21 protein-coding genes, 1 other RNA gene and 2 pseudogenes are annotated in these 25,533 nt (G+C 29.5%); 23 read left to right on the plus strand and 1 reads right to left on the minus strand.

Annotated features, from left to right (window positions below; translation table 11 throughout):
• The first annotated feature begins 154 nt into the window (after positions 1-154).
• The 21 genes and pseudogenes from ssrA to B3B03_RS14880 all read left to right on the plus strand — a co-directional run bounded on the left by ssrA (position 155) and on the right by B3B03_RS14880 (position 20,369).
• Positions 155-511, plus strand: a transfer-messenger RNA (tmRNA) gene (ssrA, locus tag B3B03_RS14775).
• Between the two features lie 233 nt (positions 512-744).
• Positions 745-1,881, plus strand: coding sequence for a DUF262 domain-containing protein (locus B3B03_RS14780; protein ID WP_346877715.1), 1,137 nt, complete (start codon positions 745-747; stop codon positions 1,879-1,881).
• Positions 1,853-2,419, plus strand: coding sequence for a hypothetical protein (locus B3B03_RS14785; RefSeq protein ID WP_346877716.1), 567 nt, complete (start codon positions 1,853-1,855; stop codon positions 2,417-2,419). Before B3B03_RS14780 ends, B3B03_RS14785 begins: the two co-directional genes overlap by 29 nt.
• Before the next feature lie 70 nt (positions 2,420-2,489).
• The gene (locus B3B03_RS14790) at positions 2,490-3,923 is read left to right on the plus strand and encodes an Eco57I restriction-modification methylase domain-containing protein (RefSeq protein ID WP_346877717.1); all 1,434 of its coding nucleotides are present in this window, start codon (positions 2,490-2,492) and stop codon (positions 3,921-3,923) included.
• A gap of 55 nt (positions 3,924-3,978) precedes the next feature.
• Positions 3,979-4,188, plus strand: coding sequence for a hypothetical protein (locus B3B03_RS14795; protein ID WP_346877718.1), 210 nt, complete (start codon positions 3,979-3,981; stop codon positions 4,186-4,188).
• Between the two features lie 172 nt (positions 4,189-4,360).
• Positions 4,361-5,299, plus strand: a pseudogene (locus B3B03_RS18070) (IS3 family transposase); the annotation flags it as partial.
• 515 nt (positions 5,300-5,814) lie between these two features.
• Positions 5,815-6,084: a hypothetical protein gene (locus B3B03_RS14810; protein ID WP_346877719.1), complete on the plus strand. Its 270-nt coding sequence runs from the start codon at positions 5,815-5,817 to the stop codon at positions 6,082-6,084.
• Positions 6,085-6,597: a reverse transcriptase domain-containing protein gene (locus B3B03_RS14815; protein ID WP_346877720.1), complete on the plus strand. Its 513-nt coding sequence runs from the start codon at positions 6,085-6,087 to the stop codon at positions 6,595-6,597.
• A 530-nt stretch (positions 6,598-7,127) separates the two neighbouring features.
• Positions 7,128-9,368 (plus strand): protein kinase domain-containing protein, encoded by a 2,241-nt coding sequence (locus B3B03_RS14820; RefSeq protein ID WP_346877721.1) that lies wholly within the window; start codon positions 7,128-7,130, stop codon positions 9,366-9,368.
• A 61-nt stretch (positions 9,369-9,429) separates the two neighbouring features.
• On the plus strand, positions 9,430-9,579 hold the full coding sequence (locus B3B03_RS14825; RefSeq protein WP_346877722.1) for a hypothetical protein: 150 nt from the start codon (positions 9,430-9,432) through the stop codon (positions 9,577-9,579).
• Positions 9,569-9,976 (plus strand): annotated as a pseudogene (gene tnpA / locus B3B03_RS14830) (IS200/IS605 family transposase); the annotation flags it as partial. The gene B3B03_RS14825 and the pseudogene tnpA, both read left to right, overlap by 11 nt.
• 322 nt (positions 9,977-10,298) lie before the next feature.
• Positions 10,299-11,093, plus strand: a complete 795-nt coding sequence (locus B3B03_RS14835; protein ID WP_346877723.1) for a hypothetical protein — start codon at positions 10,299-10,301, stop codon at positions 11,091-11,093.
• Between the two features lie 4 nt (positions 11,094-11,097).
• A complete protein-coding gene (locus B3B03_RS14840) occupies positions 11,098-11,487 on the plus strand; it encodes an HIRAN domain-containing protein (protein WP_346877724.1) in 390 nt (129 codons plus the stop codon).
• A 173-nt stretch (positions 11,488-11,660) separates the two neighbouring features.
• Positions 11,661-12,353 carry a response regulator transcription factor gene (locus tag B3B03_RS14845; RefSeq protein ID WP_346877725.1) on the plus strand — a complete coding sequence of 231 codons (693 nt, stop codon included), beginning with the start codon at positions 11,661-11,663 and terminating at the stop codon, positions 12,351-12,353.
• Complete coding sequence (locus B3B03_RS14850; RefSeq protein ID WP_346877726.1) at positions 12,319-13,608, plus strand: HAMP domain-containing sensor histidine kinase; 1,290 nt, start codon at positions 12,319-12,321, stop codon at positions 13,606-13,608. Before B3B03_RS14845 ends, B3B03_RS14850 begins: the two co-directional genes overlap by 35 nt.
• A 125-nt stretch (positions 13,609-13,733) precedes the next feature.
• Positions 13,734-14,492, plus strand: a complete 759-nt coding sequence (locus B3B03_RS14855) for an ABC transporter ATP-binding protein (protein WP_346877727.1) — start codon at positions 13,734-13,736, stop codon at positions 14,490-14,492.
• Between the two features lie 2 nt (positions 14,493-14,494).
• Positions 14,495-16,849, plus strand: coding sequence for an ABC transporter permease (locus B3B03_RS14860; protein ID WP_346877728.1), 2,355 nt, complete (start codon positions 14,495-14,497; stop codon positions 16,847-16,849).
• Between the two features lie 386 nt (positions 16,850-17,235).
• A complete protein-coding gene (locus tag B3B03_RS14865) occupies positions 17,236-18,126 on the plus strand; it encodes a YitT family protein (RefSeq protein ID WP_147519035.1) in 891 nt (296 codons plus the stop codon).
• Between the two features lie 205 nt (positions 18,127-18,331).
• On the plus strand, positions 18,332-18,772 hold the full coding sequence (locus B3B03_RS14870) for a helix-turn-helix domain-containing protein (RefSeq protein WP_414632837.1): 441 nt from the start codon (positions 18,332-18,334) through the stop codon (positions 18,770-18,772).
• 39 nt (positions 18,773-18,811) lie between these two features.
• Complete coding sequence (locus tag B3B03_RS14875; RefSeq protein WP_346877729.1) at positions 18,812-19,987, plus strand: macrolide family glycosyltransferase; 1,176 nt, start codon at positions 18,812-18,814, stop codon at positions 19,985-19,987.
• A gap of 88 nt (positions 19,988-20,075) precedes the next feature.
• A complete protein-coding gene (locus B3B03_RS14880) occupies positions 20,076-20,369 on the plus strand; it encodes a cysteine-rich small domain-containing protein (RefSeq protein ID WP_035131288.1) in 294 nt (97 codons plus the stop codon).
• Between the two features lie 63 nt (positions 20,370-20,432).
• Here B3B03_RS14880 and B3B03_RS14885 read toward each other — a convergent pair whose 3' ends face one another.
• Positions 20,433-20,984, minus strand: a complete 552-nt coding sequence (locus B3B03_RS14885) for a TetR/AcrR family transcriptional regulator (RefSeq protein WP_346877730.1) — start codon at positions 20,982-20,984, stop codon at positions 20,433-20,435.
• Positions 20,985-21,203: 219 nt separating this feature from the next.
• Between B3B03_RS14885 and B3B03_RS14890 the strand changes: the two genes are divergently transcribed.
• Both B3B03_RS14890 and B3B03_RS14895 read left to right on the plus strand, forming a co-directional pair.
• Positions 21,204-21,905: an ABC transporter ATP-binding protein gene (locus B3B03_RS14890; RefSeq protein WP_346877731.1), complete on the plus strand. Its 702-nt coding sequence runs from the start codon at positions 21,204-21,206 to the stop codon at positions 21,903-21,905.
• A 10-nt stretch (positions 21,906-21,915) separates the two neighbouring features.
• Complete coding sequence (locus tag B3B03_RS14895) at positions 21,916-25,323, plus strand: FtsX-like permease family protein (protein WP_346877732.1); 3,408 nt, start codon at positions 21,916-21,918, stop codon at positions 25,321-25,323.
• Positions 25,324-25,533 lie beyond the last annotated feature (210 nt).

A 25,533-nucleotide genomic window follows, 5' to 3' on the forward strand; every position in this document is an offset into this window, starting at 1 on the left:
TTAAATATATTTGCCAAATACCATATGTAGAATCTAAAGGAAATATGTCCATAAACACTATAAAACTTTTTACAAAACTTTACTTGCTATAAGGATTGATATTGTTTATAATGAATATACGTGGTAATCACTAATAATTACCACTACCTAACATGGGGGCGTACTGGTTTCGACGGGGGTACGTGACATATAGGAAGCGAGTAGAGGGAACTCATGGACCCGCTTTAAAAAACTATGGGATTAAAGATAAACGCAGAAGACAATTTTGCATTAGCAGCTTAGTATAGTTGCTCGTCCTACCTTTGAGTCCCACGGCTTAGGATAGGGCGCCGATTAGTGGGGAACCGAGCCATGGAAAGCTTTGACCTTGGAACGGAATTTATGAAGCTACTGAAGTAGAAACCCGGTCTCTAGGGGTTCTATAGAGGGAATGTTAAAATAGAGACTGCACTCGGAGATGCTTATGTGGAATGGCTTTCGGACAGGAGTTCGATTCTCCTCGCCTCCACCATGAAACCCTCGACAATACAGAAATGTGTTGTCGAGGGTTATTTATTTTTAAGGATTAAGAATAATGAGTCGTATTACAAATAAATGAGGTTTTTATTAAAATAGTAAATTATTCATGGTATAACTAGATAAAAACGGTATTTTAAAAGAACTATAAGATTTTAATAGAAATTTAAACTAGCAATCATTATAATAGTATTTATAAGGATAAAATATGATTAGGAGTTTGTAGGTATGAGTTTAAATAAAATATGGAAAGGTCTTAGAAATACAGCAAATACTGAGAATGTATTAATGACTGTTTCTGAAATTGTAAAGTTTTATGAGAGAGGAAGAATTAACATTAATCCTGCTTATCAGAGAAATTATAGGTGGAGTAATGAACAAAAGACTAAGTTTATAGAATCACTAATATTAAAATATCCAATACCACCAATTATTACCATAAAAACTGAAAATGATAATGGATTATATAATTATGAAATAATTGATGGGGTACAAAGATTATCCACTATTTTTGAATTTGTTAATGCAAAATCAGAAAATGGAGAAAAGATAGTAAATGAGTTTGAGGTTTTAAAGACTCTAGAAGGAGCAACGGAGTTTACACAAATAAATGGGAAAGATTGGAAAGAATTTCAAAAGGAACAGTTTGATTTTATTTTTGAATCGTCCACTTTGCTATTTATAAATTTAATGACTGAAGAAGAAGATGTAAAATATGAGATGTTTGAAAGATTGAATACACTTTCAACAGAATTAACTCCTCAAGAAATTAGGAATTCAATAATAGCATTTAAAGATAAAGATAAGTATAATGAGATATCTAATGAAGTAAGTATTTTGAGTAAAGATATATTTAGTAAGCAAGAATTAGTAAAAAGGAAAGATTTAGAGTATTTTGTTGAATTTTCGCTTATCAAAAGATACAACCAATATAAAGAGAGAATTGATAAGCGAATTAAGGATATTATAAAGTTAAAATCGACTAGCAAAACAAAACATTTTGATGTTTTATTATCAACATATGTACGATTAGTAGAAATTGATGAATTGTTAAATGATATAAGTGATTATGAAGATTTTTTAGTACTGAACAAGGAGTTAAATTTTAAAAAGTATAATATTGAAAAAAATAGAGTAGAGGGAAATCCTATAAAATTCTTTTTTGAAATATTAAGTTTTCTTTATTTTAAGGATAGGAATAGAGTTACAGAAGAAATTTATAAAGTTAATTTTTCAGAGAATTATGCTGATATAGTAAAAAATAGATATGGTAAAAATAATCCTAATGCTAAAATAAGATTTGAGTTGGCTCAAAAGATAATATCGGAGTACGAAGATGGTAATGGCAATAGAATATTCAAGTAACGAAACAATTCAAAGTTATGATAATGTCTTTAGAAAATTTAATGAAAAAATCGAAGATTATAACGAATTAGATAATAATAGCAAATTGATATATCTAACAGCAGGATTAGGATTAACTAATTCTATACATGAAAGATTTATTAAATCAATAATATATGAATATACTAATTTATATGAGTTATCAGAAAATAAGAAAAAATTGGTAATTAGGAAATATAAAAGCCCAAAAGGAATTAAAGGATTTGTAGAGTTATTAAGTTTAGATTTAGAGGAAGCTTTTGAATTAAATAAATTAGAAATAAAGGATAAGTTTTTTATAGATTCTGTAGATAATTTAATAAATATGTTAGAAATACAAAGAGATGTAAGAAATGATTACTTGCATGGAGATTTTAATTTTCATGATGATATTTTATTTGAAATTTTTAAGGATAATGTTTTAGAGTTTCAACAGTTGCATAGCTTTATTTTAAAGATAACAAGATATAGCTTTCTAAATAACTTAAATAAACTTCCTGATATTTCATCTATTTTGTAGTGTTATTAGAGATTATAATAGTAAATTTGAAAATAGGTGGTTTATGTTTAACTTTAAAAAAATATATAAAATGTATGATAAATTAACAGAGGAATTTTTCTATACAAATGAGATAGAAAATGTGAAGAGCAAGTCACAGTATTTTACTCCTATTAATGAAGCGGAAAAGTTAATAGGTGATTTAGAAATTATTAATAAAAAGATTATAAAAATCTTAGACCCTAGTTGTGGAAATGGAATATTATTATTTAAACTGCTAGAAAAAATACTTAATGTTTATGAGCCAGAATGTATATTTATTGATGTATATGATATAGATGATATATTATTAGAGAATGTAAGGACTATGATTAAATTATTAGAACTTAATAATGTGAAAATTAATGCAAAATATTTAAATGAAGATTTTTTAGAAAGTAATGATAGTTTAAGATACGATTATATAGTAATGAATCCACCATTTAAAAAAATAAATGTAGATGATGTTCCTAAAGATATGGTAGACATTTTATATGGTCAACCCAACCTATACCATTTATTTATAAAAAGAGCCTTGGATTTTTTAGATATTGATGGAACCCTATGTGTAATATCACCAAAAAATTATTTATCAGGTAGATATACAGAACCATTAAGAAATTATATAGTAGACAATTTTAGTATAACTAAAATTAATACATCTAATGATAGAAAAAATATTTTTAAAAATAATATAACCCAAGAAATATGTATGCTTCATATAAAAAAATCTAAAAAAAGAAATGTAACTATATCATATAATGATAATAATAAATTTAAAGTCAAAATAAGTGATGTTATTTCTAGACATAAAAATAAAATAATATTTACACCTAGAAATATCGATGATTATAATTTAATAAAGTCATTTTCTAAATTTCCAATTGGAACAATAGGTACAGATATATTGATGAAGGTCGGGAAAGTTGTACAGTTTAGGGTTAATGAAAAAGAAAAAAATCTAGTAAATGAAGAGTTTTTAAAATATAGCAATGGAATCCCATTAATCGTTTATAGACATATTAGAGGAAATATAATTAATTATGAAAAATTAATTGGCAAGTCAAAGAATGATGCAATTACATTAATAGATGATGGATTAAATAACTCTCTTTTAATAAAAAATAGTAATTATGTTCTAATAAGAAAAAACATAGATAAAAAATATGAAAAATTAATACATTCAGTTATGTATTTTAATGAGTTGGAATGTGATAAAATTGCTATTGATAATGGTATAATATATTTTACTAACAAAGATGACTCATTAACAGAGTGCGAAATAAGAGGATTACAGTGTATATTAAAATCTAAACAATTTGATGATTACTATAGAATGATAAATAGTACTCATACTATAAATGTTTATGAACTAGAAAATATGAATTTTCCTTCTTTAAACATTATTAAAGAAATAGGACTGAAGGTTGGAAAAGGTAATATAAGTATTGAAGAAGCAACAAGAATATTTGAAGAGTATTTATAATTAATTTTAAATATATATTATTGTATTGAATAAAGATATTACGGAGGTATTCAATATGATAAACTTAGTAAGTAGCAATGATATAAATAAGTTAATTAAGTATCAACTAGAAGCAATAGAAGTTATTACTGAAATAATTAAAATTTTAGATGGAAATTATGAATTAAATAGAATAGCTAATGATTTAGGAGATATACTTATACCAGAAAATATCGTTGATATAGAAATATTTAAACAAGACAAATTAAAAAATTTAATACCATAAGATACTTATATAATTGAATGTAAGGAAGAAATCAAATTAAAATGGAACCTATAGAATAGACACTTTAAAAAGACTATTCATATAGGTTCTTTTTTGTGTACAATAAAAATCAGAAAGGTTGTGAATACCATGAGTAAAAAGTTATTCTCAAAAGAAGAAACTTTAATTCTATCTAACAAACAATAAGTATGTAAAAATAGTAATTGAAAAAGGGATTACATACACAGATGAATTTAAAGCTCTATTTATTGTTGAACGTAGTGTTGGGAAATTACCAGTTGAGATATTTCAAGATGCTGGATTTGATGTAGAAATACTTGGGAATCATAGAATTTGGTGTGCTAGTAAAAGATGGCGTGATGCTTATAATAAATCAGGTGAATTAGGACTTAGGGATACTAGAAAAATTAATAGTGGACGACCAATTACTAAGGAACTGACTTTAGAAAAAATAATAGTAAAAAAGGATGTGGAAATTGCATATTGGAAAGCTGAGGCGGAGCTATTAAAAAAATCGAGCTTCAAGAAAGGCAGGTGAAAAATGGTAAATTAATGGCATGCTCAATTTTGGTGATTATTTATAATCTTACAACTAAGTATCAATTAAGAAACATGATATCTCACTTATGTGAATTGGCTGATATTACTTATATGCCGTATGGCACTTCTAATAGGGCTTATTTATCGACGATAAAAGATGCTTTTACAAATGAAATACTTACATATAATCTTACTAAAAATCTTAAATTAGACATTGTTATAGATACAATTGAAAAATTAATGAAGAACAATAAGTAATTTATTGCACCCACAAGCATTTATTCATTCAGATCAAGGGGTTCATTATACTAATCCTCGTTTTCAAAAATTTCTAAAGAAATATAAATTAGGTTAATCCATGTCAAGACGTGGTAACTGTTGGGATAATGCTCCGCAGGAGTCTTTCTTTGGTCATTTGAAAGATGAAATTGACTATAAAGGTTGCGATACATTTGAAGAATTGCAAACTATGATAAATGAATATATGGATTACTATAATAATTTCAGATATCAATGGAGATTAAAAAAGCTGACTCCTATCCAATATAGAAATCAGCTTTTAGCTGCATAGCCTTTTTCAAAATGTCCTTGACATAGGGACCATTTTGAATTTCCAACAGCCCTATTTTAGCAACAACATTATCTAATAATCACCTTAAAGAACAAGGGTTTATAACATTAGCTGAAAGTTATTTAAGAGTTAGGCAATTCTTATTGAACCGCCGTGCACCGAACGGTACGCACGGTGGTGGTGTGCTGTGCAAGGCATATTGGAGATTAGGGAAAGGCCCCTCGATGGAAATTGTATCAGGCAAATCCATCAAACAACCATAAGATGCTACAATAAAGAGTTGTGGTAGTGAGCGTTAGGGAAAAGATTGTGACTAAACAACCATGTGAGATATATAAAGATGAACGAAAGTGAACCACTGAAGAAGTATCGATAGCGTAAGATTTTGTCAAAACCTGATGTTCACCACTAATTAGGGATAAGAGCAGAAGAAAACCTGAATTGCTGTCTGCTTGGCAAACGGTATTAAGGTGGCATGAGTATATATTAGGCTCTGATATGAAACACAGGAGGATTTGATGAAAGAAAACAAATCATATAACATTTCAAAGCAAGTAGTGATGACTGCATATAAAAGGGTTAAAGCAAATAAAGGAAGTGCAGGCATAGATGGGCAAGATATAAATGATTTTGAGACTAATCTTATTCCAAATTTATATAAAATTTGGAATAAGATGAGTTCAGGAAGTTACTTTCCATCGTATGTAAAATTAGTGGAGATACCAAAGAAATTAGGAGGAAAAAGAGGTTTGGGTATTCCAACGGTCGCAGACCGAGTTGCATAGATGGTAGTTAAAATATATCTTGAACCAGACCTTGAACCGATATTTCATAAACACTCATACGGATATTGTCCTAATAAGTCTGCAATTGATGCGATAGGAATGGCTAGAAGTAGATGTTGGAAATACAATTATGTAATTGAGTTTGATATTAAGGGCCTTTTTGATAACATTGACCATGAATTATTAATGCTCGTAGTAAGAAAACACACTAAGGAAGCATGGATACTTTTGTATATAGATAGATGGCTCAAGGTACCATTTATAAACAAAGAAGGTAAACAAACTGCGAGAGAAAGTGGAACACCGCAAGGTGGAGTAATTAGTCCGTTACTAGCTAATCTTTTTATGCATTATACATTTGATAAGTGGATGATGAAAACAAATCCGAAAGCACCTTTTGAACGTTATGCAGATGATGCAATAATTAACTGTAAAACTGAGAAGGAAGCAAAGAAAATTTTAAAGGAACTAGATAGACGCCTTAAGATGTGTAAGCTAGAACTTCATCCTTAGAAAACAAAAATTGTATATTGCAAAAAGAGAGCCACAGATGTTTCAACATTGGGCTCTCGGAATGCTACCATAATTGATTGAATGATAGGAGCCGTATGAAGCGAGAGATTCACGTACGGTTCTGTGAGAGCCTAAGGGTGAAACTCTCATGGGCTGCTCGACTGGATAGGTCGCCGAATAAAATAATTATTCAGCTCATACTCAATTTAAAAGATTATGAAGTTTGTAAAATTAAGTCTTCTGTAAAGAAAATAACTCTTTTTAAGAGGTATAGACAATATTCCTTAATATTGTTATAACAGCTCTTATAATGCTATTAAATGAGGGTCGTAATGTCACTAAAGGTGTGTTTGGGAATATTTGTATTATTAAAATTGCATTTTAAAATTATGTAAAGTTATACACGAAAAGAATTATTTTGAATTAATTACAGAAAATTATATGATATATGGTAATATAATTAATAGGAAAATGCTCTAGTTATAATACTAATGAATATTGATAAAATATATATTGGGGGGAATGGTAAAATGCAAAAAGATTATGTTTATGACGAAAAATGGAGAGTGATAGAACCATTAGGTGGAGGAGGTCAGGGCAAAACATTTCTTGTACAACCTATCAAAGAATATGTTGAAAAACTAGATAATATCAATATTTTATGTGACAAACAATATATTTTGAAATTTCTTAATGAACAAAAAAATAGTGAACGTAGAAAAAGAATGTGGATTGAGGTAGGTATTTTAAAGACTTTAAATTCAAACCGAATTCCTAAGGTAATATATAGTAATTCAGATGCCTATAAAGACAAGGATATTGATTTATATTGTGTAATGGAATATATAAACGGAAATACTCTGGAAAAAACATTAAGGTCTTCTCATAAAAATTTTAATGAAATTTTAGAAGCATTTATTAACTTAGTGGATTTAGTAAAATATTGCCATTCTAATGGGATAGTACATAGAGATATTAAACCAGATAACATACTATGTAAAAATAATGATTTAAAAGAAATTATACTTATAGATTTTGGTATGAGTTATAATCACAGCTCAGAATCTAATGATTTAACTAAATTTGGACAGCAGATCGGCAATAGGTTTTTAGATTTACCGGAACAAAAAATTAGAAACTATGATGCCAAAAGAGATTATCGTTCTGACATTACAATGTGTTGTGGAATATTTTTTTATATGTTGACTGGAATAAAGCCATCAGTACTAGATGATGGCAGTAATTTTAAACCTCATGAAAATTTCGAATCTATAAAGAAGCTGCAGTGGATAGGAGGTGAAAGATTAAAGATTATTAATGAAATTTTCGATAAGGCATTTGAAATTAACATAAACAATAGATTTCAAAAATTTGATGATATAGTATTTGCCATAAATGAAATTAATAAATTTAATAATGGAATAAATATTAAAAATGAGTTAATGACGTCATTTTGTCTAAATACTGTACTCAGACATTTAGAGTTAAAAAATAGATGTAACTATGAAAATTTTAAATTAAGGATTAGAAAATATCTTAATGAAACCATATCATTAGGAATTATTAATTTTATAATTGTAGGTAATAGATATTACTTAGATTTTAAGGATTCTTGGATTAAGAAGGTAAATGGTCTAGAAAATGACTTTAAAATGTTGTATTTTATACCGACTAAAGAGCAAATAAACGACATATCAAATTCATCACCCGTATATGAGATATATGGAACTGTAAAAATGGATAATGACAAAATTAAGTTTGAAAATTTAATGTTAAGTGGAACATATTTCGAAATACCGATAAAATATTGTGTAGAAAAAATTTGTTTTACACTTAAACATAATTTAGATAATATTATTAAATTTAAATTTGTTGATAATACCAATAATATTATAATTGTTAACGATAGGGGAAACATAATAATTTTTAATTTTATAAAAGATAAGATTATAAATCAGATCTCTTTAGAATCACAATTAGATTCAGATGAAAAATTAGTAGGGGTGTATTTTTCCTATAAATTAGAATATAATATATGTATTTCAAGCAAGGGTAAATTCATCGTATTTAAGGTTAGGGATAAAATAGTTGAGATAATTGATTCTAAAATATTAAAATTAAATGAGTATTTTGAAGGTATAAATGATATTGCTTTCTTTAATAATAGTAATAGATTGCTTATTCTTACTAAAAATGAATTTGGAGTTTATGATCTGAGTAAAAATGATGTAGTATATAAAGAGAAAATTGATAAAAATTTTCTAACTAATATTTTATCAAACTTGAAAAAAATAGTTCAAATCAGTTATGATGACACTCATTTTATTATGAATTATAATAAAAAGTATTATTTAATAAGTTTAGTTAATCCAAATGATAAAAGAGAATTATACTATGCATATGATTGTAAGTTGATAGAATTTTGTGGAAATGATAAAATAATAGTCGTAGATAATGATAACAGAATCATTAAAAAGAGCGTAGGAGATAATAAATATCAGTATAAGTATAATACGGAAGGAAATATTCGTTTTTGTAATAATAGGTTAATAAAGCATGTTAATAATTATATTGTAACATCTTATGTGTATGAGAATATCTATTCTAGTAAAAGTATTAACCTATATATGAATGATATAAATATAAGGGAAGACAAATGTATATTATTTAATGATGACGTAGATATTGTAGATATTATTTGCTCCCGTAGTAACAAGTATTTGGGAGTTTTGAATGATGAAAATAGTATCAAAATATGGAAGATGGTGTAGATTTCACCCACCGGCCTTCAATTCTATCAATAAACCAACGAAAACTCATATTTAATAAGGTATGAGTTTTTGTTGTATATTGAATACCACTAGTTCTACTAGTGGTTCTAAAAGGCTTCCAGCTATGAGTAGAAAAAAACTCCAATATAAAACAGAAGTAGGCTTGCCGACTACAACTAAATTATATTGGAGATGTCCAAATGGACAATAATAGTTTATCAGATAGTAAATGGAACTATAAATATCACACAGTATTTGCACCAAAGTATAGAAGACAAATTATTTATGGAAAGATAAAAGCAGATGTTGGAGTAATACTTAGAAAATTATGTGATCAAAAAGGTGTAGAAATTATAGAAGCAAATATTTGTAAGGAACATATACACATGCTGGTAAGCACTCCACCTAAATTAAGTATTGCACAATTTATGGAGTACTTAAAAGGTAAAAGTTCACTCGTGATTTTTGATAGACATGCAAACTTAAAGTATAAATATAGAAACATACAGTTTAAGTGTAGAGATTATTATATTGATACAGTTGGTAGAAATAAAAAGGCAATAGAAGAGTATATAAAAAATCAAATACAAGAAGATTAAGAATATGAATAATTAAGCTTGAAAGAGTACATTGACCCGTTTACGGGTGAGCCAGTAAAAAAGGTAAATAAAAAAGTACCTCTATGTGCAGCGAGGTTAAGGTATATACTTGACAAACCTTTCAACGTGCTAGTAGTACGGTCGGTAATATGAACTTATAAAACTAGAGCAACCATCCATTTTACAGGTAACTATGATTAAATTAAACAACACTAGTACATTTTAATCCCCCTAACCTTAAAACACAACTAAAAATGATATAATTAATATATGGAAGAATTTAAAATATTTAATATATAAAAATAAATAAGTATATTAATGAGGGGTTAATATGGGTGATATAGTTGTTTCATTAACAGATATACAAAAACTTAAAGAAGAGTTAAATACATTGAATGAAGAGTACCTAAAGATATATGAGAAAATGGAAGATTTAAAGAAGGAAAAAGAATATTTAGAGAGCATTTATATGTGTAAACTGGGGGCTTTGATATTCTTAAGATTTGAAAATGAAATTAAGTATAGAAGGTTAAAGAAGAAGTTAGCATTGATAGTTAAAAGTAAAAATAAAGGTGAAGAAATAAATATTAAAGAAATAGAGGCAGCTTTAGAAGAAGAGTTAGAAGAGTTTTATCGAGATTTAGAGGAGTTACGCAATAATTTAAAGAACTCTCGAGAGTTTTTAGAGCTTACAACATTAACGGATGAAGAAGTAAAAAAGGTTAAAGAAATTTTCAGGGGTTTAGCTAAAATACTGCATCCAGATGTAAATAAAGGTTTAAATGAAGAGATGATGGAGCTGTGGCTTAAGGTTAAAGAACCGTATGAGAATAATGATTTAATCACATTAATAATTCTTGAGGGAATAGTAAAGCATAATGAGATTAAAGAAGATATTAAGATAACTTCTATAGAAGAAAATATAGTGGTATTAAAGAAAAAGATTAATGAATTAAAGAAGTTTATAGATGAAGAAGAAAATAGCTTTCCTCTAAATATAAAAGAGATTATAGATGATGATGAGTATATTAAAGAGAAAAAGCAGGATATAACTAATGATATACATGAGTATGAAATAATGATTACAGATGTTGAAAAGAGTATTTGTCAGGTATTAAAGGAGTAGAGTTATGGATAAATCAATAACAAGCTATAGTGGTGGAGGGAAAATAGCCAACATAATTGAAACAGGTGGACTAGCATTGCCCTTTGAAAATACTATATATCTTCAATCTGTAAGGGTAGCTGGAATGAAATACTATGTAAAGGATGGGTTTATTTTATTAGAGGGAGATAAAATAAAGTTAAAAAGGGAACCTGATAATGTATATGATAAATATGCTATAGAATTATTTACAGTAAAGGGTGAAAAGATAGGTTATATACCAGCAAAAACAAATAAAATATTTGCAAGACTTATGGATGGAGGAAAAATGTTAACAGCTGAAGTGAGAACTGTGGATTATTACTTTGAAAAATTACAAGAGGTGTGGATAAGAATATTTTTAAATGATTTATAGTTTTAGAAGTTAAATTAATCATTGTGAAATATAGTGGGAGTTGCTAGAGTAGTGTCTATTAGTTTATGATAAAATTTGTGAAAGATAAATCATTGAAAATCATTTCAAAATAATATTATGCTAAGTTTGTTTTAAATACATAAAAAAATATAGTGTTTATGGAGGAAAGCTAAATGCCAAGATATGATTGCTTAATAGTAGATGATGAGGAGGCACTGTCTCAAAGTACCTGTGAGTTTTTCAACATGTTCGGCGTAAAAACCTTTTGGGTATCAGATAAAACAGCATGTTTTGATTTTTTATTGAAGAATAAGGTTGATTTAATATTGCTGGATATCAATCTAGGACAATCCTCAGGCTTTGAAATTTGCAAAGAATTGAGAACAACAATGGATACACCAATTTTATTTATTAGTGCTAGAACAAGTGATGATGATGTCCTTTTGGCATTAAACATTGGTGGAGATGATTATATTCAAAAGCCATATTCCCTAAATATACTGATGGCAAAGGTTAAAACTGTTTTAAAAAGGTATAAGTCTAACTATGCGAGTACTGTAAGTTTTGGTAGATTTTCTATTGATTTAGATATGGAAAAGCTTATGGTAGATGGTAGGGAAGTAAAATTAAAATCAATGGAATATAGATTGTTATCATATTTGGTTAAAAACAAAAACCGAACCATTTCAAAAGATGAGCTTTTTCAAAAGGTATGGGGTGATGCAATTACAGGGGAAGGAACCTTGAATGTACATATAAGAAGACTTCGTGAGAAGATTGAGGAAAATCCTAATGAACCCCAGTATATCAAAACTATTTGGGGCACTGGATATGTCTTTGAGATGGGAGCTTCATATGAACATTAAAAGAATAGTAGTTATAAGTATCATTGTTCTTTTAACTTGTACAAGCCTCACATTTTTTGCGTTTAAATATAAAGGGAAAACTGAAATTGAAGTGCCTAAGGTAAATGATATTGCTCAGTCTGTTGCAAAGGAATGGGACAGTCTGGAATATGCCGAGTTGCCATGTTTGAGCTATAAAATAGATTATGTAGTGCTGGACAATGAAAATCGTTTTATCAAAGCTACAAGAGATGGATTAAACAATGATTTAAGTTCAGCAATACGTAATAGGGACACTATAGTTGATGTAAAATCTCAGGATAAGGTACTCGGAAAAGTAATAATATATAATAATACAAATAATGAATGGATAAAATTTAGAAATTTACTCCTTATTTTTACCCTTTGTGTAATAATAGTTGCTGCAGCATTTTGCAGCTTATATTTAGTTTTTATTGACAGGTGTATTCTATATCCCTTTAGAAAACTCCAAGGCTTTGCACGACATGTTGCAGAGGGCAATTTGGATATGCCTCTAGATATGGACAAAAATAATTTCTTCGGTGCATTTACAGAAAGCTTTGACCTCATGAGGGAGGAGCTTAATAAGGCAAGGGAAAATGAAAGGCTTGCTAATCAAAGTAAAAAAGAACTTGTTGCTTCACTAAGTCATGATATCAAAACCCCAGTGGCGTCAATAAAGGCTGTTACTGAAGTTATGCATGTTAAGACTTCCGATGAAAACCAAAGGAGGCAGCTGGATATAATTAATTCAAAGGCTGATCAGATAAATACATTAATAACAAATATGTTCAGCGCCACACTAGAGGAATTGCAGGAGCTAAAGGCTATAGTCACTGAGCAATCTAGCCTGGTTCTGTATGATTTGATTAGGGCTGCAGATTATAATTGTAAAGCAAATATTGGAGGCATTGCTGAGTGTATAATTTTAGCAGATGGGTTAAGGTTATCTCAGGTTGTTGACAATATAATCAGTAATTCCTATAAATACGCAGGAACATCTATTTATGTTTCTTCAGTTATCAGGGGTAAATACCTTGAGATAGGATTTAAGGATTATGGTAGAGGAGTTTCTGAGGAGGAGCTACATTTAATATTTAATAAGTTCTATAGGGCTAAAAATTCTAAGGAAAAGGGCGGCACTGGATTAGGACTTTATATTTCTAAGTATATGATGGAAAAAATGGAGGGAGACATTTACTGTGAAAACTCAGTTGATGGATTCACTGTGTTGTTAAAACTTTTAATTGCCTAAAAATTTAAGAACTTAAAAGATTTAAGGATTAGTTAAGGATTGGGTAAAGACCTGTTAAGGAATTTTCAACTATAATAGGACTGTAAGTAAAACAGTCTTATTTTTTTATTGAAAGGGATGTTATCATGGGGAATGTTATTATATCAACAAATAAGCTCTGCAAGACATTTTCAAACGGTGGAATGCAACAGCATGTACTTAAGAACCTTGATATTGAAATATATCAGGGAGATTTTACAGTAATCATGGGCTCCTCTGGTGCAGGAAAGTCAACACTACTTTATGCCCTGTCCGGAATGGATAAACCAACTCTCGGTTCTATAAAATTTGGGGAAAATGAAATTTCAAAGTTATCAAATGATAAGCTTGCAATTTTTAGAAGATTAAACTGCGGTTTTGTTTTTCAACAAATGTTTCTCATGGATAATATGAGCATACTGGATAATATCCTTGTAAGTGGTCTCCTTATAAGTAGCGATAGAAAGGTAATTGCAGAAAGGGCAAAGGAACTTCTTACACAAGTGGGACTAACTGAAATCATATGGAGTAAGTTTCCATCACAATTATCTGGAGGTGAGGCTCAGCGTGCCGCTATTGTAAGGGCATTAATTAATAATCCCAAGGTGGTCTTCGCAGATGAACCTACGGGAGCACTTAATTCTTCGGCAGGACAGGCAGCCTTAGATGTTTTAACTGAAGTGAATAGAAGTGGTCAAAGCATAATTATGGTTACTCACGATTTGAAATCCGCAAGGCGTGGAAATCGTATTTTATATATGCGTGATGGTGCTATTCAGGGAGTATGTGACCTAGGAAGCTATGTCAGTGGTGACAAGGAGCGTCATAACAAACTCCAAGGATTTCTCAATGAAATGGGGTGGTAAGTTTGAGAAAAACATTAATGCTGAGTTTTGCAAATATAAAGAAAACCAAGGGGCATACAGTATCCATTCTTTTCATGTTTATCATTGCAGCTATGCTACTTAATCTAGGACTTCTGGTGTTTGTAAATTTCGGAAGCTACTTTGAAAAGGTAACTGACGAGTTAAATTCTTCTGATGAATATTATTTAATGCCGGAAAGCTTATATAGTCAAAGGGTGAGTGAATACATCAAAAGCAATGATAATATTAAAAAGACCCAAAAGGAAAGTTCCTTATTGGCAAAAGGAACCATTCCTTACAACAATGATAACCGTGAATTTAATTTTCTCATCAATGATGTAGACCAGAAGAGAGATTTTTCAAAATGGGAATTCGTTGGAGAGCATGAATCTCCTGACTCAATGTCCATATACCTACCCTATGTAATGAATATTGATGGGGGATATAAAGTGAATGATAAACTTAAGGTGAGTTTTGAGGATGTAGACATCACCTTTACCATTAAAGGATTTACAGAAGATATATTTTTCAGTTCACTAGATACAGTGGTTATGGGGGTTTACTTACCTAGTGATACCTATGATAGGGTTGTTGAAAAGCTAGGAGTAAAATATAAAGCGTCACTTATTTTTGCTGATTTAAGAAAGAATAATATGGATGTTGAAAATGGAATAAAGGAGATAATAAAGGAGGAAAACCCTAATATACTAACTGATGACGTAAGCATATTTTTCAGTTTAGATAAGGGAGTTGTGAGATTATCTCGTTCAATTATGGCAAACATTGTTTCCGTAATGATGATGGTCTTTGCTGCAATAATCGTTGTTGTATGTCTTATTGTTGTAAGGTTTAGAATTGAGAATAGCATAGAGGAGGATATGACTAAGATAGGTTCATTAAAGGCAGTGGGTTACACCAGTAGGCAAATAATATCATCAATCACTATACAGTTTTCATTAATTGCCTTGATTGGAAGCATGATGGGTATAACACTGTCTTACCTGGCAACTCCTGCAATATCAAAGGTTTTTGCACATCAGTCGGGTCTTATGTGGGTGCAGGGGTTTGACGGTATGATTAGCAGTATTTCCTTGTTTGTTATATTGTTGGTGGTGATATTGGTTTCCTTCATATCTTCAAGTCGTATTAATAGGCTGAATCCAATTGTAGCATTAAGGGGCGGAATAATAACTCATAGTTTCCGAAAGAACTATATGCCCCTTCACAAATCAAGGGGAAGTCTTCCCTTTGTTTTATCTATAAAGTTAATGTTACAGAACATGAAACAGAGCCTAATGATAGGTATGATATTCCTAGTTGTTTCCTTTGCAGGTACCTTTGCATTAAGTATGTTTTATAACTCAGTAATAGACACAAAAATCTTTAAAGAAATTCCAGGTGTTGAATTGTCTAGTGTTATTGCAGTTTGTAATCCTATTGTAGATAATACATCTGTGGTTGAGAATATCAAAAATATGAAGGGAGTACGAAAGGCTCAGTTTCTTGATATAGTAATGATGAACTCAGATAGCTACGAAGTAGCTACATATGTAATGGATGACTATTCTATGAAAGAAACCAATACTATTTATGAGGGTAGATACCCACTTCACAGCAATGAAGTTGCAATTTCAGGATATTTGGCTGAAAAGGTGAAAAAGAACATAGGTGATAGTATTATTTTGAAGGTCAATGATAAACAGAGTGAGTATATTATAACCGGTTATTGCCAAGGGTCCTATATGGGTAAATTTAATATTGCTTATATTAGGAGCGATGGTATTTTAAGTCTTAATCAAGAGTTTAAGCAGCGGGACTTGCAAATATATCTTGATAAGGATATTAAATCTTCAGAATTTAAAATGGAAATTGATAAACTTTATGGAGATGATTTTCTTAAAGTAGTTGATTTGGACAAAGAGGTTCAACAGGGGATAGGTCTTTACACAGGTATAATATCCAAGGTTGGTATTAGCATATTAGTAGTTACAATATTTGTGGTTATGCTTGTTTTATATTTTGTTATTAATTCTTCAGTGATTAGGAAGAAGCATGACCTTGGCATACAAAAAGCACTTGGGTTCACAACTCTGCAGCTTATGCACCAGCTTTCCATGGGATTCTTGCCTCCGATTATTACAGGAGTGTGCCTAGGAAGTTTGTTAGGAATGACTCAAACCAATGCAATAATGGCAGTTCCCATGAAGGCTATGGGCTTAATGAAGGTAAATTTTATTGTAACCCCTCTATGGAGTATGTTGTTCGATGTTGGTATAGTAATAGTATCTTATGCAATTTCTATGCTTGTAACCTATCGCATACGTAAGATTACTGCATATGGACTAGTAAGTGAATAATATCATAGTGATTTGTGATGTTTTCAGGTTTTTAAAGAATTTTAATAGTTTTAATTTAATTAATACATTTTTAGTACTTTGAGAAATATTAAAGTACCAACTTAATTTAAATAGTTAAAAGGGAGAGCAGGTAAATTTGTGTTTTCACAAATCTATCTACTCTCCTTTTTAAAAGTGTTTTATTACAATTTCTAATTATAAAATAAAATTAATTATTTTATTCTTTAAAATATTAATTGAAATTTATAAAAAAAGTTAAATTTATCATTTCGAAATATAGGTATTTATGTTAAAATTAATCATGTAAACGATTTTATTATTTATATTATAATAAACTAATCATACTTAAAAATAAATGGTTAGTTTAAAGGTTGAGGAGAGATAAAATGGGGGAAAGGGTAAAATCTTTTATTAAGGAAATACCTATATTAACATTAGGTATGTTTATTGGGGCATTAGCTGTACATTTCTTTTTGATTCCAAGTAAATTAATTGTTGGATCTATTACTGGCTTATCAATAGTAATTAATTTACTTACATCCATTCCATTGCCGGTATTAATTTTTATTATAAATTCATTTTTATTAATTTTATCTTACTTTCTTATTGGGAAAGAATTTGGCATTAAAACTGTATATTCAGCGTTGATTTTGTCACCGCTCCTTGCCATACTAGAAAAGTTATGGCCAATGAGCCAATCATTGATGCAGGATCAGTGGTTAGATCTTATATGTTTTGTGTTGATTTTGAGCTTTTCACAAGCAATTTTATTTAGGCGTAATGCATCAACAGGTGGTCTAGACATTATAGCCAAAATTGTAAACAAATATTTTCACGTTGATTTAGGTTCATCAGTTACTATTGCAGGAGCAATTATTTGTTGTACCGCAATTTTTGTGTATGATGTAAGAACGGTAATCATAGGATTGATTGGAACTTATCTCAATGGATTAATATTAGAGCACTTTATGATAGGATTTAATTCTAGAAAAAGGGTTTGTGTTATCTCTAATGATTATCAGTTAATTCGTAAATTTATAATAGAAGATATGAAGCGTGGAGCAACACTATATCCAATTAAAGGTGGATTAGAAGCTGAGGGCAAGTATGAAATTGAAAGTTTAATGACACGAAATGAATTTTCTTATCTTATGGAATTTATTAAAAAACAACAAATTGATGCATTTATTACCGCGGGAACAGTTAGTGAAATCTACGGTAATCTTGGAATAAAGGGAATCAAAAGTAAACCAAAAGTATTGTTGGAAAATAAATAAAATCATTAATAATTATAGCTATGTAAGTTTAAACTTATGTAGCTATTTTTATATTAATGAGTTCTTATAAACATCTTTTTAGCAAGTAACTCTTCTGTATATCTACTACTTCTAGGAGTAAGGAAGGTTTAATTTCAATATAAATATATACATGAATGTTAATGCTGGTTGATAGACATTGAAGGGTAAGAAAAATATAATAAATATGAAAGGTATGATAAATATGATTAATATAAATTTGAAAAGATTAAGGAAAATCAATCAATATACCCAGGAAGAGGTGGCAGAGAAGATTAATGTTTCTAGGCAAGCTGTTGCTAAATGGGAAAATGGAGAGTCAACTCCAGATATAAATAGTTGTATTGCTCTTGCAAAGTTGTATAACGTTACTATGGATGATTTAGTTAATCATTCAGAAGAAGATTCAGGTGTTGTTGTACCACCTAAGGGAAAACATTTCTTTGGATCCGTTGTGGTTGGAGAACGTGGTCAGATTGTTATTCCTAAAAAAGCTAGGGAGCTATTTAATATTAAGTCTGGTGATAATTTATTAATATTAGGAGATGAAGATAGGGGAATTGCCATTGTACATCAACGTGACCTTATAAATTTTGTAGGACAAATTGGTGTGGTAACTAAGGAGTAATAGTTTTAAGCAGAGGGGTTAAAAGGGGAGAATTATAATATGAGTAAGATAGTATTTTTTTGCATTCCTGCACATGGACATACGAATCCTACTATTGAGGTAGTGCGTGAATTATCATATAGAGGCCATGAAGTATGGTACTATTCCTTTGATGAATTTAAAGAAAAGATTGAAGGAGCAGGTGCAAAATTTATTAGTTGTAATGAGTATCTTCCAGAATTAAAGCCTGGAGATGAGAAAAAAATTGGGAAGGATTTTGCTGCTTTAATTGAGATGATAGCAGATACTACTATAGCTTTAGATGAAAAAGTATGTAATGAACTTAAAGGATTTAATCCAGATTGTATTGTATCAGATTCTTTATGTTTTTGGGGTAAGCTATTTGCAGAAAAATTAAATGTTACCTATGTATGTTCTACAACAACTTTTGCATTTAATAAGTATACAGCAAAGATGATGAAGAAAGGTTTTAAGGAAGTTATACTTATGATTTTAGGCATGAGTCGTATTAATAAGAAAATAGAGCTTTTGAGAAACCATGGATATAATGTTAAGAGTTTTGTCTCTATAATTCAAAATGATAATGATACAAATACTATTGTATATACTTCAAAGGAGTTTCAACCAATGGTAGAGACTTTTTCGGATAAATATTCCTTTATAGGACCTTCAGTATCTAATGTTAAGGTTGAATATGAGGAAAGAAAGCGTAAAAAAATATATATTTCCTTGGGAACGGTTAATAACAAAAATATAAAGTTTTATAAAAATTGTATAAAAGCCTTTGAAACTTGTGATTTTCATGTGGTTATGTCAGTTGGAAAAGATACCGTAATTGAAGACTTAGGCTATATACCAGACAATTTTCAGGTAAGAAATAGTGTTGAACAAATTATAGTGCTTCAAAATACAGATGTATTTATTACTCATTGTGGTATGAATAGTGTTAATGAAAGTTTGTATTATGGTGTTCCTATGGTGTTATATCCTCAGCATGAAGAGCAAGGAATGGTAGCAAGACGAGTTGCTGATTTGAAAGCTGGGATCTTTTTAAAAGGTAATAATCCTAAATCCATAAAAGATGCAGTATTACAGGTTATGGATAATGATGATTATAAGAAAAATGCAAATAAATTAGCAAAAGGTTTCAAAAATGCTGGAGGTGAAAAGAAAGCAGCTGATTCTATATTGAAGGTTATAGATGCTATAAATTGACGGTTATAATTACACCCTGTATAATAAAAGTATAAGATAAATAGTGTAAAAAACTTTACACTAAAGATAAAGGGTAGGGGGAGAAAAGATGATAGATAAATATTGGGAAGGTAAGCATTATGCTTTTCATCAAAATAAGGAATGTGAATATTTCCCTTGTCACAAAACTAATAAACCTGAGGAGTTTAATTGCCTATTTTGTTATTGCCCACTTTACGCATTAGCTGATAAATGTGGTGGTAATTTCAAAATTACTGAAGACGGAATAAAGGACTGTAGTGGATGTATGGTTCCACATGTTAAAGATAACTATGGGCTTATAAATAGTAAGTATAGTGAAATTATGAAACTAGTAAAAGAGCAATTAGATAAAGATAAATAGTCAGATAATAAATAAGCTAAAAAGCTAGNNCTAGCTTTTTAGCTTATTTATTTAGTTATAATATTAAGGTCGAAAAGAGATAATACTATTTATAATGTTAACTATTTCTTTAGGAGATTCCTTTAAATCATTGTCTAGCCATGTTTGAACAACTGAAACAACCCCTCCTACAGAGTATTTTATGAAGTAATCTAAAAATTTATCATCTACTTTTGAATCCTTAACTAGCTTATCAATTTTAGATTTGCTTGCTACGTAAATAATACGGTCCATAATGTTGTTTTCCATTTGTTTACTGAATAAAATCTGGCATAATTCTTTGTTTTCTTGAATTAATTTAAGAGCTTTAAGTAATAAAACATCTTTGTATTCTTCAACTGGGGTTTCTTCGATATATTCTAAGATTTGATTAAATAGTTCATCCTCTAATGATTTAAGTAAGTCATAGGTATCTTTATAATGGGTATAAAAAGTTCCCCTATTAATATCTGATTTTTTGCAGATATCAGTAACGGTAACTTCATGAATTTTCTTATGTTTAAGTAAGTCAATTAAGCTTTCTTTTATTATTTTTTTAGTATATAAAATTCTTCTATTTCCTTTAACTCCTGCCATTTAACTCATCCTTTTTTAGTATTTATTAAAGTAATTATTAATTATATGTTATTAAATAAACAAAATTCGTTAAAATGTATATTTAATAACACTATAAAAATATGTGATTATTGTAACTAATCCATATATTATTTATACTTGAATTATAGCATTAACTAAACAAGGTGTCTATTTAATGACATTGAGTATTTAAAGGTAGTATTGATTAGGGAGGGCAACATGTCATACATAGAGATAAAAGATGAATATAAAAGATACAAGGTTGGAGAAACTACCATTGCAGCAAATAATGGTATTAATTTTTCTATAGAAAAGGGAGAGTTTACTATTATTCTAGGACCAAGTGGTGCAGGTAAAACAACTGTGCTCAATATACTTGGAGGAATGGATACTTGTGATGAAGGTGAAATAATTATTGATAACGTTGATATATCTAAGTTTAACAAGAGACAGCTCACTAAGTACAGAAGACATGATGTGGGGTTTGTATTCCAGTTTTATAATTTAGTTCAAAATTTAACTGCAAAGGAAAATGTGGAATTGGCTACACAAATTTCAAAGGATGCTTTAGATGTTGATAAAACTCTTGAGTTAGTGGGACTTGATCATAGAAAAAACAATTTTCCATCTCAATTATCAGGAGGAGAACAGCAAAGGGTTTCTATAGCAAGGGCTATAGCTAAAAATCCTAAGTTGCTTTTATGTGATGAGCCAACTGGAGCCCTTGATTATAAAACAGGAAAACAGATTTTAAAGACATTACAGGATACATGTAAAAATACAGGGACAACAGTAATTGTTATAACCCATAATTCAGCCCTTGGGCCTATTGCAGATAGAGTTATAAAAATTAGGGATGCAAAGGTTACAAGTGTTGAAGTGAATAAAAATCCTGTTTCAGTTGAAGACATAGAGTGGTAGAGGGTAGAAGATGAAAAATGGAGCATATAAAAAATCAATAATAAGGGAAATATTATCTTCTAAAGCAAGGTTTATATCAATATTTGCTATAATTTTTTTAGGAGTTGCTTTTTACTCTGGAATTAAATCTAGTGGACCAGATTTAAAAGAGTCCATAAATGAATTTTTTAGAGAGCAAAATCTAATGGATAGCAAGATAGTGTCTAGTATAGGTCTTAATGAAAATGATTTAAAGCTACTTGAGAATAAGGATGAAATTTTAGATTACTTTGGAACATCTAGTATAGATGTAAATTTAACTAATATAAATAATGTGGTTAAGTTTATGGAATATAATAAGAAGGACTTTAGTAATATAAATAAATTTATTGTTACAAAAGGGAGATTGCCTGAAAATAGTGGTGAGATAGCTTTAGATGAAAATGCTTTAAAGGAAGATAAAAATTTAAAGATAGGTGATACCTATACCATAGAATCTGATGAAGAGCTAGATAAATATTTTAAGAAGAAAACTTTTAAAATTGTTGGATTTGTACAAAGTCCCATGTATATAGAAAATATATCTAGGGGAACAACTACCGTTGGAAAAGGAAGTGTAGACTATTTTGCAATATTAAATAGCTTAGATATATCCATGGATGTGTATACGGAAGTATATGTACGATTTAAAAATGTAGCTAATCTTGGTGCATATAGTGATGAGTATAAGGATAAGATGGAGGAAAATAATAAGTATCTTAAAAACCTATACTCAAAAAGAGTGGTAGAAAGAATTGAAGAAGTAAAATTAGAGGCAGAAAAGGAGCTTAGTAAGGCTTATAAAAAAATAGAAGATGGTGAAAAAAAACTTGAAGATGCTGAAAAAGAATTAGATGAAGGTAGAGCAAAGCTTATTAATGGTAAAAATCAATATGAAGAGTTTGCAGAAAAGTATCAGCAAGAAATCAAAGCTGGTGAACTGAAATTAATTGAAGGTGAAAGAGAGTTAGATAAGGGTCAGAAGGAACTAGATAAACAAAAAGAGCAATTTTTACAGGGTGAGAAACAACTTGAGGCAGGAAAAATTCAACTTGATAATGCTGAGGAAGGATTTTTAAACCAAGGAATTGATCCAACTAAAAGCACGATAGAGTATGAAAATCAAATAGATAATTTAGAACTTTTAATAGGGACATACAATACACTTTCTAATGATATGAGAGAAACAGCAAAGAACACTAAAGAAGGTGAAAAAGTTTCAAATGAAAAAATTCAGTATTGGAAAGGTGCTTTATCTAATCCTGATTTAGGATTAGGTGAATTAAGTAACTTAGTAAATAGTTTAGAAAAAGACCCAACTAATATTTCTTTAGTGATTAGTATGGCACAAGGAGTAGAAGGTGCTAGTAAAAGTGCAAGGGAAAATAAGTCTAAGGTAGAAACTTTAGTGGCTGGAATAACTCAGTATCAACAAGGTATAATTGCCTATGAGGAGAAAGTTAAAAGCTTTAATGAGGGCAAGATACAACTTGAAGCAGCTGAAAAGCAATTAGTTATAGGGAAAGAGGAACTTATCAAAGGCAAAAAAGACCTTGAGGAAGGTAAAAAACAAGGACAGTTAGAACTTGATAAGGCTAAGAAGGAACTTGAGGCTTCGGAGAAAAAACTTCTTGATGGAGAGAAGGATATCAAGGAGAATAAAGCAAAACTTGCAGATGGGCGAAAAGAGATAGATGAAGAAAAGGAAAAATTAAATGATTTGGATAATAGTAAGTATTATTTCTTTGATAGAAATGATAATCCGGGTTATGCAACTTACAAAGGATCAATTGATAGCTTAGATAAGATAGCTTCAGTATTTCCTGTGTTTTTCTTTCTAGTTGCAGCACTTATATGCTTAACTACAATGACTAGGATGGTGGAAGAAAATAGAGTGGAAATAGGAACACTAAAGGCTTTAGGATATAAGGATTTAGAAATAGCTAGGAAATTCATAGTTTATGCAGCATTAGCTAGTATTGTTGGTAGTGTTCTTGGAATTGTAGTTGGAAGCAGTATCCTTCCATATATAATTAGTAAAGCTTATTCATCTGCATTTGCATTACCAAAGGTAAAAATAAACTATTATCCATCTTATATAATTCAGTCTTTAGTAGCTTCAATACTTTGTACAGTAGGAGCATCATTAATTGTATTAAAAGAGGAATTAAGAGAAAATCCTTCTGATTTAATGAGAATAAAAGCTCCAAAGGTTGGTAAAAAGATATTATTAGAAAGAATTACACCTTTATGGAAAAGACTGAACTTTAATCAAAAGGTTACCTTTAGAAATCTTTTTAGATATAAGCAAAGGATGTTAATGACAATACTTGGTATATCAGGATGTATGGCTATGCTTGTTGCAGGGATATCTCTTGAAAAATCCAATTCTTCAGTTATGGACATTCAATTTGGGAAATTATTAAAGTATGATGCTATGGTAGTATTTGATGATAATAATAGTAAAAAAGAAGATGAGGAATATGAAAGTAGTTTAAATAACTTAAAAGGATATGAGAGTAGCTTAAATATTCATCAAGATTCAGTAACCTTCATTAAGGAAGGTGTAAGTAAGCAAAGTGCTATTATGTATGTACCAGAAAATATAGATGAGCTAAATAAATATATTTTGTTAAACCATAGAGAAAGTGGAACTAAGTACAAACTATCAGATAGTGGAGTAATTATAAATGAAAAGCTGGCAAACGTTTTAGGGGTATCTGCTTTAGATTATGTAACTTTAACAGATTCAGATAATAATTCTCATCAGGTTAAAGTAGACAACATAGTAGAAAATTATGCTGGACATTATATCTATCTATCACCATCCTATTATAAAGAGATATTTAAAAGTGCTCCAAAATATAATGCACAATTATTAAAGTTGAATTCTAATAGAGAAGATGATAATAAAGTATCTACTACCCTTATGGAAAATGATAAAGTAGTAAATGTTACCCTTGCTTCAAAGCTAAGAAGCTTAAGTGAATCTGCTGATTTAGGCTTAGTTATGATAGTAATAATAGTTGCTTCTGGAAGTTTAGCATTTGTTGTATTATATAATTTAATTAATATAAATGTATCTGAACGTATAAGAGAGATATCTACCATAAAGGTACTAGGCTTTTATGATAATGAAGTTGCCATGTATATATTTAGAGAAAACATAATACTAACAATATTAGGTATACTTGCAGGGTCAGTTATGGGTAAAATATTATATGTATTTTTAGTGAGTACAGCAGAAATGGACAATATGATGATGATACCAACTGTAGACATGAGCAGTTATGTAATCTCTGGAGTAATTACAATGTTTTTTGCCATATTAGTTATGATAATGATGCATATAAAATTAAAAAATATAAATATGATTGATGCATTAAAATCCATAGAGTAAAGTTTAAATTAAAGGGAGTCGCAAATTGCGGCTCTTTTTTTTATCCAAAATGTTAGGTTAAAAGTAGTATTTTTTTATCCGATATCTACCAGATCTAATACTCCCATCTTTTTCAAAGTGGGAGTAAAGAACTCTGTTTATGATGTTATCATGAAACTAAATAAATATCCTTAATTGTAAATTGAGAGCCTCAGTTGTAAATCGAAATGC

The organism is Clostridium sp. UBA5712, assembly GCF_002419845.1.
GTDB classification, from domain to species: domain Bacteria; phylum Bacillota; class Clostridia; order Clostridiales; family Clostridiaceae; genus Clostridium_J; species Clostridium_J sulfidigenes.